The organism is Sphingomonas sp., from assembly GCF_035555815.1.
Lineage (GTDB): Bacteria > Pseudomonadota > Alphaproteobacteria > Sphingomonadales > Sphingomonadaceae > Sphingomonas.
In genome coordinates this window covers 1-15,045 of record NZ_DATMGG010000183.1, presented here as the reverse complement: position 1 = coordinate 15,045, position 15,045 = coordinate 1, and the positions used below count along the sequence as shown (strand labels likewise).

The window sequence follows — 15,045 nt, the reverse complement described above, 5'->3', positions numbered from 1 at the left end:
GCCCCCGGCGCCGCCGCGACGACCGGCAACTACGTCCAGGGATCGGCGGTGTTCGGCAGTCTGGTCCAGAACGGCGAGTTCCACCTCGGCACCTACACTGGCGGTTATTACCCGCCGCTCACCCCGCCCGGCGGCGATGACGGTGGCCCGACGCCGATCCCCGAACCGGGGACATGGGCGCTGCTGGCGCTCGGACTGGGGCTGCTGGCGCTGCTCTATTCGCGGCGACGGCGGATCGTGCGCGGGCAGTAGGAATCCGACGGGGCGAGCGACGGCCGGCGCGCTACAGCGCCTGACCAGCCGCCCAACCGCTCGCCCAGGCCCACTGGAAGTTGTAGCCGCCCAGCCATCCGGTGACGTCGACCGCCTCGCCGATCGCGTAGAGGCCGGGCAGGTGCCGCGCCGCCATGGTCTTGGACGACAGGCCGTCGGTGGCGATCCCGCCGACGGTCACTTCAGCCTTGGCGAAGCCTTCGCTGCCGTTGGGCTGGAACGGCCACCCCGCGAGTTGCGCCTCGATCGCGGACAGGCGCGCGTCGGTCAGCGCGCCGATGTCGCCGGCGGCGCCGATCCGTTCGGCCAGCACCTCCGCGAGACGATCGGGCAATGGCAGTGCCGCCTTCAACGACGCGCGCGGCCGGGCGCGCTTGGCGGCGACCAGCCACCCGCGCGCCTGCGCCGGCAGGAAATCGATCGCGATCGTCTGGCCGTGCCGCCAATAGCTTGAGATCTGCAGGATCGCCGGTCCGGACAGGCCGCGATGGGTGAACAGCGCCGCCTCGGCGAAAGCGGCCTTGCCGCAGCGCGCCACCACCGGCGCGGATACTCCCGATAGCGACGTGAACAGCGCATCGTCGCGCGGCAGCGTCAGCGGCACCAGCGCCGGACGCGGCTCGACCACCTTCAGCCCGAACCGACGCGCAAGATCATAGGCGAAGCCGGTCGCGCCCAGCTTGGGGATCGACGGCCCGCCGGTGGCGATCACCAGCGCCGGGGCGGTGGCGGTGCGATCGCCGTGGGAAACGTGGAACCGGCCATCGGCGTGGGTGACCTCTGCGACCGGCCGGCCCAGCGCCAGCGTGACGCCGCCCAGCTCGCATTCGCCGAGCAGCATCGCCACAATCTGCCGCGCCGATCCGTCGCAGAACAATTGCCCCAGCGTCTTCTCGTGCCAGGCGATGCCGTGACGCTCGACCAGCGCCAGAAAATCCCGCGCGGTGTAGCGGCCCAACGCCGACTTGGCGAAATGCGGGTTGGCCGACAGGTAGCGATCGGGCGCGACGCCCAGATTGGTGAAATTGCAGCGCCCGCCGCCGGAGATCAGGATCTTCTTCCCGGCTTCGTCGGCATGGTCGATCACCAGCACGCGCCGCCCGCGCTGGCCGGCGGTCGCCGCGCACATCAGCCCGGCACCGCCCGCGCCCAGGATGATGGCGTCATAGAGGGAAGGGGACTCCGGCATTCCCGGCCCTGTCGCACAGGCGCCGGGAAATCCAAACCGTTCGCCGCGCGGCCATGGCCGGGCGCCTCTCATTCCGCGCCGGAAAGCGATCGTGCCGGTCGCCACAGGTGGCTTCATGCGCGCGAGGTTCGGCCTCCGGTTTATGCGGACAAGATATTATCTCTCTATATAGTGAATATTTGACATCGCCGATCGCGCGGTGCCAAATGGCCCCAATCGGCGGCTGATCGGAAGGGAGAGGGTGATGGGGAACGCGCGGGCGATACCAAACGCGGAGTCCGTCACGATCGGGCGTGCGCTGCGGCGGCTCGCGTCGGTCGCGGTTGTGGCGGTCCTGTACGCCGCGACGCCGGGGAATGCCGCGCCCGCGCCGCTATCCGACACGCCGGACTATGCCGACCCGGCGGCGTGGTTGTGCCGGCCGGACCAGCCGACCGACGTGTGCGCGCGCTCCAACCAGGACGCCGTCGTCCTTCGCGCCGACGGCTCGACCAGCGTCGAGCGTTTCCGCGCCGACCCCCGGGCGCCGGTCGACTGTTTCTACGTCTACCCCACGGTTTCACGCGATCCCGGCGGCAACGCCCTGATGGAGATCGGTGAGGAAGAGGTCGCGGTGGTGAACCAGCAGTTCGCCCGGTTCGGCACGGTGTGCCGCCGGTTCGCGCCGCTGTACCGGCAGGTGACGCTCGCCGCGCTTCACGCCAATATGCGCGGCGCGCCGATCCCGGTCGATCGGCAGATGGCCTATGACGATGTGAAGCGCGCCTGGGATTATTACCTCGCCCGGGAGAACCACGGCCGCGCCGTCGTGCTGATCGGCCACTCGCAGGGATCGGGCGTGCTCGCGCAGCTCGTCAAGAACGAGATCGACGGAAAGCCGATACAGCGCCGGATCCTGTCGGTGATCCTTGCCGGATATCGTCTGCAGGTGCCGGTCGGCAAGGACGTCGGCGGCGATTTCAAGGCGATCCCGCTTTGCCGCGCCGATGGCCAGATCGGTTGCGCGATCAACTTCGCCTCGTTCCGCGCCGATGTCCCGCCGCCGCCCGACGCCCAGACGTTCGCCGCCTCCGCCGGCCCCGGCCTTGAGGCGGCCTGCGTCAATCCGGCGGCGCTGGCCGGCGGTGACGCGCCGCTGCGCGCCTATCTGGGTGCGGGCGCCGAGATGGTTACCGCCAGCGGTGAGAAGCAGGGACCGTGGACGACCCCGCCGGTGCCGATCGATCAGCCGTTCGTCGAGGTGCCCGGCTTGCTCAGCGCCGCGTGCCGGAACGACGGTCGCCACAATTATCTGGCGGTGACGATCCATCCCGATCCCGCCGGCAAGCGCACCAACGATATTGTCGGCGACCTGGTCATCGACGGGCGCAGGTTGCCGGATTGGGGCCTGCACCGGATCGACGTCAATCTGGTGATGGGGAATCTGGTCGATGTCGTCCGAGCTCAGGCGAAAACCTATCTGGCGGAAAGGCGCTAATAGAACACGCCGAATGGGTTCAATATCGCGGGCGGGCCCTGGGCTCTCCATCGACAGGGCGCCGCGATGCCCGCCCCTGTGCCCGTGGGCGGCGGTTCACGCGTCGCCCCGGGTTCCTCCAGTCAAGCGATCCCATGCAATCCTACGATCTGACCGTCGACAAATTCCTCGATCACGCCGCGCGATGGGCGGGCGAGCGCGAGGTGGTGACCGCCCGCACCGGCGCGCCGTCGCTGCGGATCGGCTATGCGGGCCTGCGTGAGCGGGCCAATCGCGCGTCCGGCGCGCTGCTCGCCCTGGGCATCCGCCCCGGCGACCGCATCGCGACGCTGGCGTGGAACACACAGCATCATTTCGAGCTCTATTATGCGGCCATGGGGATCGGCGTGGTGTGCCACACGCTCAACCCCCGGCTGACCGCCGACCAGCTCGCCGTGATGATCAACGAGGCCGCCGACCGCATCCTCGCGGCACCCGCCAACCTCGCGCCATTGGTCGCGGACGTGCTGCCGTTATGCCCCACGCTCGAACACCTGCTGTGGATCGACGACGACGCGCCTCCGCCGGGAACGGCGGCGGTCGACGCATGGGAATTCGAGCATCTGCTGGCAACGATGGGGCGGGAGACGCGCTGGGGGGCGTTCGCGGAAACCGCGCCGGCCGGCCTGTGCTACACGTCGGGCACCACCGGGCCGCCCAAGGGCGTACTCTACACGCATCGTTCGAACTATCTGCACACGCTGCGCGCGCTTCAGGCGGATGCCTTCGCCATCACCGCGTCCGACGCGCTGCTGATCGCGGTGCCGATGTTCCACGCCAACGGCTGGGGGTTACCGTTCGCCGCGCCGGCCGTCGGCGCCAAGGTCGTGCTGCCCGGCCGCCACGCCGATGGCGCGAGCCTGGCGCGGCTGATGCGCGATGAAGGGGTGACCGTCGCGGTCGGGGTCCAGACGGTGTGGCTGGGCGTGGTCGAGCACCTTGAGCGCACGGGGACGACGCTCCCCGATCTCCAGCGGATCGTGGTCGGCGGATCGGATACGCCGCAGGCACTGGTGCGCCGGCTCGAAGCGGGGCTGGGCGCGGTGGTGCAGACCAGCTGGGGAATGACCGAATTGTCGCCGCTCGGCGTGACCGCGCGGCCCGGCGATGCCCCCGGCGAAAGCGCCGGCCGGCTGCTGATGGGCCTGGATGCGAAGCTGACCGATGCCGAAGGCGCCGCCCTGCCACGGCGGGACGGCGCGGTCGGGCGCCTGATGGTCAAGGGGCCGAGCGTCCTCGATCGCTATTTCGGCATGGCGAACGATGCGCTCGACGAAGAGGGATTCTTCGATACCGGCGACCTCGCCTCAATCGACGCCGTCGGCAACCTGACGATCCGCGGCCGGTCCAAGGACCTGATCAAGTCGGGCGGCGAATGGATCAATCCGGCCGAGATCGAGGCGATCGTCGGTCGCGAACCGGCGGTTGGGCAGGTGGCGGTGATCGCGCGCGCCGACGGCAAATGGGGCGAACGGCCGGTGCTGGTGGTCGAACTTCTGCCCGGCGCGACCGTGCGAGACGAGGATCTGGTCGCGGCGCTGCGCGGCACGGTCGCGGATTGGTGGCTGCCCGATGAGATCGTGCGGGTGGCGGCCATGCCGCTGGCGCCCACCGGAAAGATCGACAAGCTTCGCCTGAGGGCCGACTATGCCGCCGGTCTGCTCTGACGCCCGGCCGTCCTCATCGCGCGCGGGAGATACGGAGGAGAAGAACCGATGGCGATGAAGCGGCGAGATGTGCTGTGCGGCCTGGGCGCCGGCGCGACGATCGGCCTGATCGGGGCCCCCGCACGCGGCGCGCCCGCTCCGGCGGCGTTGCTCGGCCCGCCCGATCCGCGGTGGCTCGTCTCGGAACGGGAGGCGATGGCGTGGCATCGCTCCAAGGACAGCAGGGGGCCGGCGCTGACCGGAAACGATTCCTGGCGCGCCTTCCTCCAGTTTCTGGAAGAGAGACTCGGCGCGTTCGGCTGCGTCGACGTCCATCGTTCGCCGTGGGCCTTCAAGCGCATGGTATCGAGCGTCTGGCCCGACGCTTCCCAATGGGGCCTGATCTCGAACGGACGCCGCGTCCATGTTGCCAATTTCGGCGCAAGCTGCGGGATCACCGGCCGCGACGGCGTGACCGCCCCGCTGGTCCTGTGGGATCCCGATGCCAAGCCCGAGGTGGCCGGCAAGATCGTCGTCTATCGGCCGGTGCCGCGTTCCGACGTGCGCGACGCGTTCAGCGGCAGCGACTATGAATACCTCACGCCGTTCGACAGCTGGCCGGTCGAGGGCAAGCCGGTGTCGCAGGAGCAGCACGGCACGCATTCGATTTCCGACGCGGTGTGGGACGAGATGACCGCGACGGCGACCTTCGTCGCCGAAATGCGGGATCGGAAGCCGGCGGGAATCGTCTTCGCGATGAACCTCAACCGGGCGGCGACCGAGGGACTCTATACCTTCCCCGTGCCGGCGCTGTACGATTTCCCCTCGGTCTATGTCGACCGGCTGGTGGGCGACGCGATCATCGCCGATGCCCGCGATCACGCGACCGCCACCATCCGGGTCGAGGGGGCGCTGGTCGACAGCGAGGCCTATCAGCTGATCGCCTATCTGCCCGGCCGGGATTATGGTACCGAGCGCGACGAGCAGGTCCAGTTGCGGACCCACACCGACGGACCGTCGATCAGCCAGGACGACGGCGCGCTGGGGCTGCTGGGCGTCGTCAAATACATGAGCCGCATCCCACGGGCGGATCGTCCGCGCACCCTGATGATCGAACTCGACTGCCGCCATTTCATGCCGGGCGCCGAACGGGCCTGGGCGAACCAGGACTATTTCGAGAAGATGCCGCGCGCGGGAGACAAGATCGTGGCGTTGATCGCGATGGAGCACCTCGGCCAGATCGAATACGTCGCCGACGGCGATGCGATCAGGCCAAGCGGCCGATCGCTGCCGACCTGGGTCTACGCCACCTCCAATCAGGCGGTGATCGACGAGGCGTTCAAGGCGGCCCGGGACAATCAGGTGCGATCGGCCGTGATCCGCTCCCCTGGCCGCCCCGGCGCGCACGGCGAGCCGCAGGGACCGTGGTACGGCATGGGAAGCGGCGCGCGCTTTCGCGGTATTCCGGGCTACGGCGTCCAAGGGGACCTCGGCGCCTATTGGGCGCATTCGGGGCGGATCGACCGGTTCGATCCGCGTTCCTTTCGGCGGCAGGTGGCGATGTTCTGCCAGTTGACCGGCTTCCTGATGGCGTCCGACCTGACCAAGCTCCAGGCGCCGAAGGTCGATCGCGCGAGCGAGCCGGTGCCGCGCAATCTGAGGCAGTGACCTTTCAGCCGCGGAGCCGGGCGCGGGCGGGGCGTTGGCAGGCGGGATGTTGGCAGGCGGGGCTGCCGCCGGTCCTGACGCCGTCCGTGCGACAGGCCCGCCATCCCGTCCGGCCGCAATACCCGGCCGGCGCGCGACAAGCCGCGGCACGACTTGAAAGCGTTGCGTTCCGTGGGCTTTTTGCTAACTAACCAGATAGTGAAAAATTGGAGATGGGCATGGGTTTGCGGGATCGCGTCGCCATCGTGACCGGCGCGGGTGGAGGATTGGGCAGATGCCACGCGCTCCTCCTTGCCGAACTCGGGGCGAGGGTTGTCGTCAACGACATGAACGGCGCCAGCGCCGATCGGGTCGCCGCCGAGATCGTCGCGCGTGGTGGCGAGGCGATCGGCATCGGCGGCTCGGTGACCGATGCTCCAGCCGTCGCGCGGATGGTGGACACCGTCATGGCGCGATGGGGCCGGATCGACATTCTGGTGAACAACGCCGGCGTCCTTCGCGACAAGTCGTTCGCCAAGATGGATCTCGCCGATTTCCGCCTGGTTATCGACGTTCACCTGATGGGCGCCGCGATCTGCACCAAGGCGGTTTGGGACATCATGCGCGACCAGCGCTATGGGCGGATCGTGATGACGACATCGTCGTCCGGGCTTTACGGCAATTTCGGGCAGGCGAACTATGGCGCCGCCAAGATGGCGCTGGTCGGCCTGATGCAGACGCTGGCGCTGGAAGGCGAGAAATACGGCATCCGCGTCAACTGTCTTGCCCCCACGGCGGCGACGCAGATGACGGAAGGCGTGCTGGCGCCGGGAGCGCTTTCCCGATTGTCGCCCGATCTGGTCAGTCCCGGCCTGTTCGCGCTGGTGCGGGACGAGGCGCCGACGCGCGCCATCCTGTGCGCGGGCGCCGGGCATTTCGCCCAGGCCAACGTCACGCTCACCCACGGCAGCTACATCGGCGATGCGGGGGTCGAGGGCGCGGAGCGGGTCGTCGCCGGCTGGGAGGATATCGGGGACCGCGCGGGGGAGATCGTGCCCGGCTACGGCTTTACGCAGGCCGAACGGGAACTCGCCAGCGCCGGTCACGCCCTGCCGGCGATGGCGTTAGAACATTGAGGGGGCGATCACCGGCATAACCCTTTGGCGGGGCTGGCGACTGTGCGAGCGCGACCGCCGCTTTCCTCGAAGCTTGACGTCCGGTGGGCTAAATTGAGAGGAGCGTATTTCGACTAGAGGAACTGTTGGGTGACTGAGGTAAAATCAACGTCCTCGTCTGGCGCACGGCGCAGACCGGCTGCCAGCGCCGCCGCCGCGGAGGGCAAGCGCAAATCGAGCACCAAGGCGGAGCAGCGCGCGGAAACGATCGAACAGATCCTCGACACGGCGGAGTATCTGTTCTCGCGGCACGGGCTCTACGGCGTGACGTTGAAGGACGTCGCCAAGCAGGTGGGGGTGCACCACACGCTGCTCAACTATTATTTCACGGACAAGCGCGCGTTGTTCGACGCGGTCTTCGCCCGCCGCGCGGAGGTGACCAGCGAACGGCGGATGAAGGTGCTGGAGGATTACGACCGGGAAGCCGGCGGCAAGCCGACCATCGAGGGGGCGCTGCACGCGTTCCTCGATACCGACCTCGATCTCTATATCGAGGGCGGGGAAGGGTGGAAGAATTACGCCGCGCTGGGCGCGCAGGTCGCCAACACCCCGGAATGGGGGGCGGAACTGATGGACCAGCATTTCGATCCGGTCGTGTTGCGCCTGATCGACCTGCTGAAGCGTGCGCTGCCCGATTGCGAGGCGGATGACATCTTCTGGGGCTATCACTTCGTGACCGGGGCGCTGATGCTGACGCTGGCGCGGACGGGGCGGATCGACAAGCTGTCCGGCGGCCTGTGCCGGTCGGATGATTTCCTGGCGGTGAAAAAGCGTATGGCCACCTTCATGGCCGCCGGATTCCGCGCGGTCTGCGCCGAGCGCAAGGCCGAACGGGACGGACCCGCATAACGCCCGGCGTCCGCCGACGGCATTGTCGGCAATAAACTCACTCTCCAGTACGTGAATGACTTGCGGGCGTCGTGCGGGACGTTATGCTGCGCGTTCCAGACTACCGAACAGCGGTGGCGGCAGGTGAGGATACCCCCCGATGGCGATCGACACATCAGCGACGCGGCGATCGTCCGACACGCCCAGCGGCAGGGATATCACCAAGGTCGCGCTGACCTCCTCGGCCGGCGCGGCGGTCGAATGGTACGACTTCTTCATCTACGGCACCGCCGCCGCGCTGGTGTTTCCCAAGCTGTTCTTCCCGCCCGACCTGCCGCTGTTCGTGGCGCAGATCGCCGCGTTCGGCACCTTTGCGATCGGCTTCATCGCCCGTCCGCTGGGGGGCATCCTGTTCGGCCATTTCGGCGACCTGCTCGGGCGCAAGCGCGCGCTGGTGTTCGCGCTGATGCTGATGGGCCTGTCGACCGCGTTGATCGGCGTGCTCCCGACCTATCATCACGTGGGGATCGCCGCGCCGCTGATGCTCATCGTGCTGCGCCTGTTGCAGGGGCTGGCGATCGGCGGGCAATGGGGCGGCGCCGCGCTGCTGGCGATCGAATCCGCGCCGCGCGACAAGCAGGGCTATTACGGCAGTTTCGTTCAGGTCGGCGTCCCGCTCGGCGTGATCCTGGCCAATGTCGTGTTCCTGCTGGTCGCCTATCTGCTGCCAACCGCCGAGTTCGCGATCTGGGGCTGGCGCATTCCGTTTCTGCTCAGCATGATCCTGGTGTTCATCGGCATCTTCGTCCACTTCCGGATCGAGGAATCGGCCGGTCATGTCGCCGCGTCGCCGCAACGCAGGCGTTCCCCGGTGCTGGAGGTCGCGCTCCGCCACCCGAAGCAGCTCCTGCTCGCGGGCGGCGCCTTCATCGCGAACAACGTGTGCTTCTACATCATCATCACCTATTCCGTCGCCTATGGCACCAGCACGCTCGGCCTGTCGCGTGAGTTGATGCTGGGTTCGGTGGTCGGCGCGAGCGCGCTGATGATCCCCATCCTCGTCCTCAGCGGCTGGATCTCGGACCGATGGGGACGACGGCTGCCATTCATGCTTGGCGCCGCGCTCAGCGGCGCATGGGCGTTCGCTTTCTTTCCGCTGCTTGAAACGGCTTCGCCGGCGGCGGTGTTCTTCGCCATCCTGATCGATCTCGCTTTCCTCAGCCTGATGTATGGTCCCCAGGCGGCGCTGTTCGCCGAGCTGTTCCCGCCGGAAGTGCGCTATTCCGGCGCGTCGATCGGCTATCAGCTGGGCGCGGTGGTCGGCGGCGGCTTCGCGCCGATCATCGCCACCGCGTTGTTCGCCCATTACGGCTCGACCTTTCCGATCGCGCTGTACCTGGCCGGGGTGTGCGCCATCTCGTTCGTCTGCGTCGCGTTTCTTTCGGCGCATCGGGATGAGGGTCCGACGGTGTCGGCCGGTTGACGATCCCGGTGTTCCGGGCGACATCGGTGCCGCATGAGCCAGCCGCCCCAGGACGATCGAAGACCCAGCCGCCGCGGGCGCCCGAAGGACATCGCGCGCGAAGCGTCGATCGAACGCATCCTCGACGCGGCCGAACAACTGTTCGCCGAATATGGCTACCACGGCGTGACCATGAAGGGCGTCGCGCAGGCGATCGGGGTCAGCCCGACGCTGCTGCACTATCATTTCAACGGAAAGGAAAGCATCTTCGAGGCGGTCTGGGCGCGCAAGGCGCCGATCTCCGCCCGCAAGCGGCTGGCGGCGATGCAGGATTACGCCGCCACCGCGGGCGACGCGGTGACGGTGGAGGGCGCGTTGCGCGTCTGGATCGATACCGATCTCGACCTGCAGATCGAGCAGACCGAATACTGGTCGGCGTTCGGCCGCATCGCCGCGCAGGCCAACAGCGCGGGCGGATGGGGCTCCGAAAAGATGAGCACCTATTTCGATCCGGTCGCGGCGACGCTTGTCGACCTGCTCAAACGGGCGATGCCCGGCACGAGCGAGGAACGCATCTTCTGGGGCTTCCACTTCGTATCGGGCGCGATGACGCACAATCTGGCGCGCACCGGCCGGCTCGATCGCATGTCGGGCGGGCTATGCTCGTCGGACGATTTCCACGCGATCAAGGCGCATATGGTCACCTTCATGGCGGCCGGATTCAAGGCGATCTGCCAGCCCGGCTGATGTCCCGCAAGCGGAGGTCCTGCGCTTGTCCACGAATCCTGACCCCCGAACCACGCGCATTCCTACGGAGTCGTCCGTCGACGCCCGCCTGTGGGCAGGGGCGGGCGATGCCACGCATCGGCTCGCCGCACGAGGCTCTCGACCCGTCGGGCCATCCTGTGGGGCCGCGCCAAGTGTTCATGTGCGCGAAAGGTTGATCCAAACAGGCTGGAAATCCCTGATGCCCGAGTACAGCTGAACGCCGCATGTCCCGATCAACGCAGAGCAAGTGGACCCCGGCATCGCGATACGCCATCGCGACGGTCGAGAATTACGACCGACTGTAATCCTCGGGCGGGATGGGCCGAATTCGAAGGAGAAATACGATGGCTATTCTTTCCAGGAGCCCGAAACTACTCTTGATGCTGGCGCTGTCTGCCAGTGCCGTGTCCGCCGGCGTGCACGCACAGGAGCAACGCGACCCGAACCAGGGTGCCCCGGACATCACGGTCAACGGCTCGCCGCCGGCCGATCTGTCGGGTATGCCCGAAGGCCCGGAGGTCGAGGGCTTCATCTCGGCGCGCAACGACGTCAAGATGCAGGTCACGACGGCGGGCGGCACGAAGACGCTCGTGTTCCTGAGCGACGGCACCAAGATCCGGTCGCGCGGCGGGTTCCTGGGCCTGAGCAGCGACAAGCGCGCGGCCGATTCGCTGCTCAACGGCCTGCCGGTCACCATCAAGACGGTGCAATGGGCGGACGGGCTGGTGGCAAGCCAGATCGCGCTCAAGACCAAGGACTTCAAGACCGCATCGATGATCCGCAACGGCACCGAACAGGGATTCGCCGAACAGACCGCCGCCACCGAGGCGCTGCGCGGCCGCATGGCCGACATCGATCAGTATAATATCAAGAGCACGACCAACGTGAACTTCGACACCGGAAAGGCGGTGCTGTCGGAGCAGGCCAAGGCCGATCTCTGCGCCGCGGTCTCCGCCGCTGAAGGCATGGACAACGCGCTGCTGCTGGTTGTCGGCTATACCGATTCGACCGGAAGCCAGGATTTCAACCAGGTCCTGAGCGAGAAGCGGGCGGGCAAGGTGGTCAACTATCTCCAGCAGGCCTGTCACTGGAAGCCCTATCGGATGCTGACGCCGACCGGGATGGCCGAAGCGGACCCGACGGCGGACAACGATACTCCCGAGGGCAAGGCGCAGAATCGCCGCGTCGCGGTGAACGTGCTGGTCAGCAAGGGCCTCGACGGCCTGTAAGGCGCCTTGGGGCGCGCAATGCCCCCGGTCCCACGTCAGCCGCGGATCTGGCCCGATCCGCGGCCGACCCATTTGTAGGTCGTGAGCCCCTCCAGCGCCACCGGCCCGCGCGCGTGCAGCCGGCCGGTGGCGATGCCGATTTCCGCGCCCAGCCCGAATTCGCCGCCGTCGGCGAACTGGGTGGAGGCGTTCCACAGCACGATCGCGCTGTCGGCGGCGCGCAGGAATGCCTCGGCGGTGGCGCCATCTTCGGTGACGATCGCGTCGGTGTGATGCGATCCGTGGCGCGCGATATGGTCGAGCGCCGCGTCCGGCCCGTCGACGAAGCGCACTGCCAGGATCGATTCGAGATATTCGGTGTCCCAGTCCGCGGCAGTGGCGGCGGCGATGCCGGGGACCAGCGCTTGTGCCGACGCGTCGCCGCGCAATTCGCAGCCGGCCTCGATCAGCGCGCGCAGGATCGGCGCCGGATCGGGATAGGCGCGGTCGATCAGCAATGTCTCCGCCGCGCCGCAGATGCCGGTACGGCGCAGCTTGGCGTCGAGCACGATCCGCAGCGCCATGTCCGGCGCGGCCGCGGCATCGACATAGACGTGGTTGTTGCCGTCGAGGTGGGCGAGCACCGGCACCCGCGCCTCCGCCTGGACGCGCGCGACAAGTCCCTTGCCGCCGCGCGGCACCACCATGTCGAGGATGCCTTCGCCCGCCAGCATCGCGCCGACGGCGGCGCGGTCGGTGGTGGGGACCAGCTGGACCGCGTCGGCCGGCATCCCCCCCGCGCTCAGTCCGGCGGACAGCGCGGCGTGGATCGCGCGGTTCGATCGCGCCGCTTCCGATCCGCCGCGCAGGATCGCGGCGTTGCCCGCCATCGCGCACAGCGCGCCGGCATCGGCGGTGACGTTGGGCCGGCTTTCGTAGATGATGCCGATCACGCCGATCGGCACACGCACCCGCGACAGCGCCAGTCCGTTGGGGCGCGTGCGCGTGTCGATCACCTGGCCGACCGGATCATCGAGCGCGGCGATTGCGGCGACTCCGTCCGCCATCGCTTGGACCCGGCCGCTATCGAGCCGCAGCCGGTCGCGCATCGCGGGGGAGAGCGTGTCGGCGGCGGCCATGTCATCGGCGTTGGCGGCCAGGATCGTTGGTTCGGCATCGCGCAGCGCGTCGGCGGCGCGGCGCAGCGCGTCGGCCTTGGCCGCCGCCGGCATCGCCGCCAGCACGCGGGCCGCGATGCGGGCGCGGGCGCCCATTTCGGCGATCAGTTGCGTCGCATCGGTCATCACGTTCGCGCGGTAGCATGCTGCAATGCAAGGTGGTAGCGTGGCGACATGGGGGTCGACGCTGCTGGAGAGATCGTGACGGGCGCGCTGCTGGGCCGTGCGGTCGAGCCGCACGCCGGAGAGGGGCATGGCGCGCTCGACGGGGCGGCGCATGGGGCTTGCCTCAACTGCGGCACAGCGCTGGTCGGCGCCTATTGCCACCGTTGCGGCCAGTCAGGGCACATCCACCGTTCGATCGGGGCGATCTGGCACGAAATCCTGCACGGGGTCGTCCATTTCGAAGGCAAGTTGTGGAAGACGCTGCCGCTGCTCGCGTGGCGCCCGGGCGAGCTGACCCGGCGCTATGTTCACGGCGAGCGCGCGCGGTTCGTGTCGCCGATGGCGATCTTCCTGTTCTCGATCTTCACCATGTTCGCGATTTTCTCGATCCTGGGGATCGCGCCGCCGAGCGACCTTGGCGGTAACGACAAGATGGTGGTCGCGGGGATCGAGCGCGGGCACAAGCGGCTTTCGGACGAACTTGCCGAAGCAAGGCAGGCCCGCGCCCGCGTCAAGGCCGGGACGGCTGCCGCCGCGCGGCTCGATGAGACGATCGCCGACGCCGAATCGGGGATCAAGGCGCTCGATGCGACGCGGATGGCGCTGCCGTCGAAGCTCATCGGCGATAAGAGCGGTTTCCATACCGGCTGGTCGCGGCTCGATCACGGCTTGGAAAAGGCGCAGAAACATCCTGAGCTGATGCTCTACAAGCTCCAGTCGAACAGCTACAAATTCTCCTGGCTGCTGATCCCGCTGTCCCTGCCGTTCATGTGGCTGATGTTCTTCTGGAAGCGCGACTACCGCATGTACGACCACGCCGTGTTCGTGACCTATTCGATCGCGTTCATGTCGCTGCTGTTCATCGTGCTGACGCTGGCGGGGGCGGCCGGGTTGGCCAGCAGCTGGCTGGCCACGATCGGCCTGATCGTTCCGGTGATCCACCTGTACCGCCAGTTGCGCGGCGCCTATCGGCTGGGGCGGACGACCGCGATCCTGCGCACGATGCTGTTGCTGATCTGCATCAGCATCATTCTCGCGCTGTTCGTCGTGCTGCTGGTCGGGCTGGGGCTGGTCGGCTGACGCCGCTTATTTCGCGCAGGGATAGCGCCGCTTCATGAAGGCGTAGAAGGCCTCCCGCACCGTCAACTCGCGCTGTTCGGGCGGGATCGTGCGGAAATCGGCGAACAGGTCCTTGCTGGTCAGGCGCAACGCGCCCTTGGGCGGCGGGCAACTGTGCGGCGGCGTGCCGGCCTGCGCGTCGGTCGCCAGCATGGCACGGTACGCCGCGGTCGCGTGGGCGACCTCGTCCTTGAGCCGCTGATACTCGGGCGCGTCCGCGGCGGCGGCACCCCGGCTCTGAAGCGCGGTGGCATGGGCGAGGAAATCGCGCACCGTCATGTCCTGCGCCGACGCCGCCATCGGCGCCATCAGTCCTGTCAGCCCAGCCAGTGCCCGAACGGCGACCCAACGCCCCATGTCAAAAGCCCTCCCGCCTCGTCGCCGACACGGAAGGGCTAGGATTGTCGCACCGCGCCGTCAAACAGCGGGCGAATACCGGGCGATCAGGCGCCCTGCGGCGCAGGCGTTCCGAAGCCGCCCTTGGGCCGGCGCGTCTTGGGAACCGAGGTGCCCGACGCCGGCTGCGCGGCGATCGACGCGCCCGGATCGGTCCGGTCGATCCCGTCGCCAGCGACGATCTGCTTGATCTCGTCGCCCGTCAGCGTCTCATATTCCAGCAGGGCGTTGGCCAGCGTGTGCAGCTGGTCGATATTCTCGGTGATCACCTGCGTCGCGCGCTGGTGGCCATCGTCGATCAGGCGCCGAATCTCGCTGTCGATCAGCAGCGCGGTCTCGTTCGACATGCTGTGGCGCTGCGTCTGCGAATAGCCGAGGAAGGTTTCGCCCTGTTCCTCCTCATATTCCAGCGGCCCCAGCTTGTCCGACATGCCCCAGCGCAGCACCATCGCGCGGGCGAGCTTGGTCGCCTGCT

13 protein-coding genes and 1 pseudogene are annotated in these 15,045 nt (G+C 68.1%); 10 read left to right on the top strand and 4 right to left on the bottom strand.

What is annotated here, in order from left to right:
* A partial coding sequence (locus tag VNR91_RS10120) for a PEP-CTERM sorting domain-containing protein (RefSeq protein WP_325490642.1) occupies positions 1 to 252 on the top strand: 252 nt, incomplete at its 5' end.
* 31 nt (positions 253 to 283) lie between these two features.
* Here the strand turns inward: VNR91_RS10120 and VNR91_RS10115 are convergent.
* Complete coding sequence (locus tag VNR91_RS10115) at positions 284 to 1,462, bottom strand: NAD(P)/FAD-dependent oxidoreductase (RefSeq protein ID WP_325490641.1); 1,179 nt, start codon at positions 1,460 to 1,462, stop codon at positions 284 to 286.
* A gap of 325 nt (positions 1,463 to 1,787) precedes the next feature.
* Here VNR91_RS10115 and VNR91_RS10110 point away from each other — a divergent pair, with 325 nt between their 5' ends.
* The 8 genes from VNR91_RS10110 to VNR91_RS10075 all read left to right on the top strand — a co-directional run bounded on the left by VNR91_RS10110 (position 1,788) and on the right by VNR91_RS10075 (position 11,733).
* The gene (locus tag VNR91_RS10110; RefSeq protein ID WP_325490640.1) at positions 1,788 to 2,939 is read left to right on the top strand and encodes a DUF3089 domain-containing protein; all 1,152 of its coding nucleotides are present in this window, start codon (positions 1,788 to 1,790) and stop codon (positions 2,937 to 2,939) included.
* 134 nt (positions 2,940 to 3,073) lie between these two features.
* Positions 3,074 to 4,645 carry an AMP-binding protein gene (locus VNR91_RS10105; RefSeq protein WP_325490639.1) on the top strand — a complete coding sequence of 524 codons (1,572 nt, stop codon included), beginning with the start codon at positions 3,074 to 3,076 and terminating at the stop codon, positions 4,643 to 4,645.
* A gap of 54 nt (positions 4,646 to 4,699) precedes the next feature.
* On the top strand, positions 4,700 to 6,292 hold the full coding sequence (locus VNR91_RS10100) for a hypothetical protein (protein ID WP_325490638.1): 1,593 nt from the start codon (positions 4,700 to 4,702) through the stop codon (positions 6,290 to 6,292).
* 212 nt (positions 6,293 to 6,504) lie between these two features.
* A complete protein-coding gene (locus VNR91_RS10095; RefSeq protein ID WP_325490637.1) occupies positions 6,505 to 7,407 on the top strand; it encodes an SDR family NAD(P)-dependent oxidoreductase in 903 nt (300 codons plus the stop codon).
* A gap of 129 nt (positions 7,408 to 7,536) precedes the next feature.
* Positions 7,537 to 8,295, top strand: coding sequence for a TetR/AcrR family transcriptional regulator (locus tag VNR91_RS10090; protein ID WP_325490636.1), 759 nt, complete (start codon positions 7,537 to 7,539; stop codon positions 8,293 to 8,295).
* Positions 8,296 to 8,434: 139 nt separating this feature from the next.
* The gene (locus VNR91_RS10085) at positions 8,435 to 9,757 is read left to right on the top strand and encodes an MFS transporter (RefSeq protein ID WP_325490635.1); all 1,323 of its coding nucleotides are present in this window, start codon (positions 8,435 to 8,437) and stop codon (positions 9,755 to 9,757) included.
* 33 nt (positions 9,758 to 9,790) lie between these two features.
* Positions 9,791 to 10,483 carry a TetR/AcrR family transcriptional regulator gene (locus VNR91_RS10080; RefSeq protein WP_325490634.1) on the top strand — a complete coding sequence of 231 codons (693 nt, stop codon included), beginning with the start codon at positions 9,791 to 9,793 and terminating at the stop codon, positions 10,481 to 10,483.
* Positions 10,484 to 10,848: 365 nt separating this feature from the next.
* Positions 10,849 to 11,733, top strand: a complete 885-nt coding sequence (locus VNR91_RS10075; RefSeq protein ID WP_325490633.1) for an OmpA family protein — start codon at positions 10,849 to 10,851, stop codon at positions 11,731 to 11,733.
* A gap of 35 nt (positions 11,734 to 11,768) precedes the next feature.
* On the opposite strand, the gene VNR91_RS10070 is transcribed toward VNR91_RS10075, so the two are convergent.
* Complete coding sequence (locus VNR91_RS10070) at positions 11,769 to 13,016, bottom strand: glutamate-5-semialdehyde dehydrogenase (protein WP_325490632.1); 1,248 nt, start codon at positions 13,014 to 13,016, stop codon at positions 11,769 to 11,771.
* Between the two features lie 48 nt (positions 13,017 to 13,064).
* On the opposite strand from VNR91_RS10070, the gene VNR91_RS10065 reads away from it, so the two are divergent.
* A complete protein-coding gene (locus tag VNR91_RS10065) occupies positions 13,065 to 14,135 on the top strand; it encodes a DUF3667 domain-containing protein (protein ID WP_325490631.1) in 1,071 nt (356 codons plus the stop codon).
* Positions 14,136 to 14,141: 6 nt separating this feature from the next.
* Here VNR91_RS10065 and VNR91_RS10060 read toward each other — a convergent pair whose 3' ends face one another.
* The gene (locus VNR91_RS10060) at positions 14,142 to 14,531 is read right to left on the bottom strand and encodes a hypothetical protein (protein ID WP_325490630.1); all 390 of its coding nucleotides are present in this window, start codon (positions 14,529 to 14,531) and stop codon (positions 14,142 to 14,144) included.
* Positions 14,532 to 14,617: 86 nt separating this feature from the next.
* A pseudogene (locus VNR91_RS10055) lies at positions 14,618 to 15,045 on the bottom strand (cell division protein FtsH); the annotation flags it as partial.

Bases quoted from the DNA above. Each gene is read 5' to 3' on its own strand.
- VNR91_RS10115 (WP_325490641.1), bottom strand. From the start codon at position 1,462: ATGCCGGAGTCCCCTTCCCTCTATGACGCCATCATCCTGGGCGCGGGC.
- VNR91_RS10105 (WP_325490639.1), top strand. From the start codon at position 3,074: ATGCAATCCTACGATCTGACCGTCGACAAATTCCTCGATCACGCCGCG.
- VNR91_RS10100 (WP_325490638.1), top strand. From the start codon at position 4,700: ATGAAGCGGCGAGATGTGCTGTGCGGCCTGGGCGCCGGCGCGACGATC.
- VNR91_RS10095 (WP_325490637.1), top strand. From the start codon at position 6,505: ATGGGCATGGGTTTGCGGGATCGCGTCGCCATCGTGACCGGCGCGGGT.
- VNR91_RS10085 (WP_325490635.1), top strand. From the start codon at position 8,435: ATGGCGATCGACACATCAGCGACGCGGCGATCGTCCGACACGCCCAGC.
- VNR91_RS10080 (WP_325490634.1), top strand. From the start codon at position 9,791: ATGAGCCAGCCGCCCCAGGACGATCGAAGACCCAGCCGCCGCGGGCGC.
- VNR91_RS10075 (WP_325490633.1), top strand. From the start codon at position 10,849: ATGGCTATTCTTTCCAGGAGCCCGAAACTACTCTTGATGCTGGCGCTG.
- VNR91_RS10070 (WP_325490632.1), bottom strand. From the start codon at position 13,016: ATGACCGATGCGACGCAACTGATCGCCGAAATGGGCGCCCGCGCCCGC.
- VNR91_RS10065 (WP_325490631.1), top strand. From the start codon at position 13,065: ATGGGGGTCGACGCTGCTGGAGAGATCGTGACGGGCGCGCTGCTGGGC.
- VNR91_RS10060 (WP_325490630.1), bottom strand. From the start codon at position 14,531: ATGGGGCGTTGGGTCGCCGTTCGGGCACTGGCTGGGCTGACAGGACTG.